The organism is Mycobacterium sp. SMC-13 (genome assembly GCF_045311035.1).
Classification (GTDB): Bacteria; Actinomycetota; Actinomycetes; order Mycobacteriales; family Mycobacteriaceae; genus Mycobacterium.
In genome coordinates, this window is the sequence record NZ_JBJIAI010000069.1 from 1 (window position 1) to 3353 (window position 3353).

1 protein-coding gene and 2 pseudogenes are annotated in these 3353 nt (G+C 63.1%); 1 reads left to right on the forward strand and 2 read right to left on the reverse strand.

The genetic code is table 11. The annotated features are described in order from the left end of the window. The first annotated feature begins 821 nt into the window (after window positions 1-821). Window positions 822-1505 carry a YoaK family protein gene (locus tag ACJH6I_RS31625; RefSeq protein ID WP_406785184.1) on the forward strand — a complete coding sequence of 228 codons (684 nt, stop codon included), beginning with the start codon at window positions 822-824 and terminating at the stop codon, window positions 1503-1505. Window positions 1506-1593: 88 nt separating this feature from the next. Here ACJH6I_RS31625 and ACJH6I_RS31630 read toward each other — a convergent pair. Next, a pseudogene (locus tag ACJH6I_RS31630) lies at window positions 1594-2951 on the reverse strand (IS256 family transposase). A gap of 325 nt (window positions 2952-3276) precedes the next feature. Next, window positions 3277-3353 (reverse strand): annotated as a pseudogene (locus ACJH6I_RS31635) (MspA family porin); the annotation flags it as partial.

Below are 3353 nucleotides of genomic sequence, written 5' to 3' on the forward strand. Positions count from 1 at the left end.
ATCCCGGGGCCGCTGGTACCGGCAATCATCCATCACGGCCACCTCAACGGCGGCCCACACGCAAGGAATCCCTATGAACCGCACTGTGATTGACCGTTCCCTCCACTATCGCAAACTGGCCGCAGTTGCGGCCGCTCCGCTAGTGGTGCTGACCCTGGTGCTAACACCACCGGCTCCGGCAGTGGCACAACCCAGCGGACTCGCCCCGGCCATCAGTTCCATCAGCGCCCGGGTGCCGGTACCCGCCTCGCCCGGTTGCCGCCATCACAAGCATAAGTGCTGGGGCCGTGGTGGAGGCTGGAGCGGCCACCGCTGACACGCGCTCAGTTCCCTCGCGGGCCTGCCGCCCCCGGCCCTTTGTTCACGCCGCGGGCGGCACCCCGCCCCGACCGCGCTGGGTATACGACTGTTGAATATCTTCACACTTCGGCACACTGACGTCATAGCCAGACCCTCGAAGCTCCCGACGGAACCGGCCCGGTCCGCACCATCGACTCGTCTGCGATGGCTGGGCGCATCGCGCGGGTTCTGATGGTGCTGATAGCCGTGTCATCGTCAATAGTGGCATTGCCCCAATCGGCTGTCGCAGTGACCACTGCAGTCGGAACAATGACGGCACAGCTTCGGGCAGGTGGCCCGTACTAACGCCCTACGGCGGCCCGCGTCCCTGGCACGGCCGGGGGCTTGCGTCTCACGCGGGCCGTGCTGACCCGGCGCTTGGACGCAGGACCCAGCGGAGCGTGATCGGCCACCACGCGCGTCGATTTTTTGCAGACGTGCAGGCGCTCATGCGCCCGCACCATCACCAAATGAGAGAGGCCATGGCACTAAGAATTTACCCAGCGAAGGAAAAAAGTAGCCGACTGCTTGCGCTCGGCTACAGTGGTGCACTCGCTGCTATTGCTGGCTACGTCAACTCGGTGGCGCTGCTGGTATGGCTGTTTCCGGTGGGCAACCTCACCGCGTTGACCACCAGCGTGGGGATGCATGCCAGCAATCCGCTGTTGTATTCGGGCCGCATGATCGCGGTGATCGTCATCGGGTTCCTTATCGGCGTCATGGGGGCTGGTGTGGTGCTGGCTCCACAGCGTGGCCACACCGGCCCTCGGCACGGGGGGGTGCTGCTCGCCGAGGCGGTGCTGCTGGTTGCTGCGGCCGGAATCGAACACCCTTTAATCAGGGCGCCGCTGGCCGCAGCAGCATGCGGATTACAAAATGGTATGACGTCGGGATTTCCGGAGATGGCGGTACGAACGACCCATTTCACTGGGACGCTTACCGACCTGGGACTGCTTGTGGCGCGTGGCTACTGGCACGGTGTGGACGTGTGGCGCGCCGCTGTATTGACCACGACAATAGTGCTGTTCGTCGGCGGTGCCGCTGTAGGGGTGATCGTCGGTGGCAACATCGGCGATCATGCGTTGTTGCCCGTCGCAGCGGTATGTGCAGCTCTGGCCGGCGTTAACGTGCTGCACAATCGTCGCAGCTATGCGTCTCAAAATTAGGGGCCGGCGAGAGCCTGTCAAGTTTTCTGTGTAAATCGCCTGCCTGATTGTTCGTATGTGAGTTTTCGTATGTGAGTTGTTGTGGTGCTTACAGATAACGTTCGATGCGGTCTGGGTAGACCAGCGCGAGTTGCTCGAGTGCCTTCTTCCAGTTGGTGACCACCTGCCCTTCCACGAGCCGTCCAGGGGCTGTGCGGCCCTGTTTCTGGCCGCGTTCCTTGGCCCGCTCGGCGGCGCGTTTGTCTTCGATGTTGCAGATCGCCAGCCACAGTAATTTGACCACTGCGGCGTCGTTGGGGAACTGGCCGCGGTGCTTGATGATCTTGCGCAGCTGATATTCAACGACTCGATTGAGTTGGTCGTGTAGATCACCCGGCGCAGCTCGGGCGGGAACGCCAAAAACGGGATGAACTGCTCCCATGCCCGTTCGAAAACCATTGTCACCGTTGGGTTCTTCTTCCCCAGCTCCGAGGCGGCGAACGCGTCCAACTCGACGCGGGCAGCGTCGGCATCGGGTGCGGTGTAGATCGGCTTGAGCGCCGCGGCCACGGCCTTGCGGTCGCCGTAGGACACGAACCGCAGCGCGTTGCGGAGTCAGGTGCACCACGCAGGTCTGCACCGCGGCCTGCGACCAGGTCGCGGCGATCGCCTCCGGAAAGCCCGTGAGCCCGTCGCAGCACACGATCAGCACGTCCTTGACACCCCGATTGGCCAGGTCCGCGCACACCGACGCCCAGAACGAGGCACCTTCATTGGGCTGGACCCAGATCCCCAGAACGTGCTTGACCCCGGCCATATCCACGCCCACCGCGATGTGCGCGGCCTTGTTGCGGGTGTGGCCACCGTCTTTGACCTTCACGATCATCGCGTCGAGGTAGATCACCGGATACAGCGGCTCCAACGGCCGGCGCTGCCAGGCCAGCACCTCATCGGAGATCTCTCGTCGACGATCTTGGAGATCGTCTCGTGCGACACCTCGGTCCCGATCGTCGATTGAAGATGAAATTGGATGTCCCGCAACGTCATTCCGCCTGCATATAGCGAAATGATCATGTCGTCGAGCTCGCCGATACGACGGGTGCCTTTAGGTACCAGTGTGGGGGTGAACGAGCCATCGCGATCCCGCGGCACATCCAGGGGCACCGGGCCGGCTTCGGTGAGCACGGTCTTGGGTGAGGTGCCGTTGCGAGCATTGGGAAGCACCCGACCGGCCGGGTCACCTTTGTCGTATCCCAGATGATCGGTCAGCTCGGCGGCCAGCCCGCGTTCGAGAGCGAGCTTGATCAGCCCGGGCAGCAGCCCGCCTTCACCGGTCAGCGCGACCTCGCCGGTATCGATCTGCGCCAGCAGATCATCGACCGCGCCCGACGCCCGAAGCGCCTCGGCCATCTCCACCGTGGAAGCCGCCTCAACCAGGGATGCATCCATGTTCTTGCCTGTTGTCACGTCCTGCGATCCTTCCGTTAACAGGACTTACACAGACCATTTGACACGCCCGCCGGCGAGCTCACCCGCGACGACCTGGTGAAGTCGGGGCGATTCACCTTGGCCTTGAACTTCTCGTCGTACCTCTTCGCCATAATGCGAACAACCTTCCCTCAAAAGAAGGCGCGCACAAAGTCGGGGCGGTTCACTGCGCAGATCGGCCACCATCTGCACCGCCCGCGCCTTCAACTCCTCCGGATACCGCCGTCTCGACGTCCCTGCAGCCATGGACCCATCCTTCCCAAAAGAAGAACTCTCCAGACACGCCGGGGCGGATCAGACAGGCTCAGTTCATGTTCCAGGGTTCGCCGTAGGTGGTGACGCTATCACCGGTCTTGGCGATCAGCCGGGCGAAGGGACGCA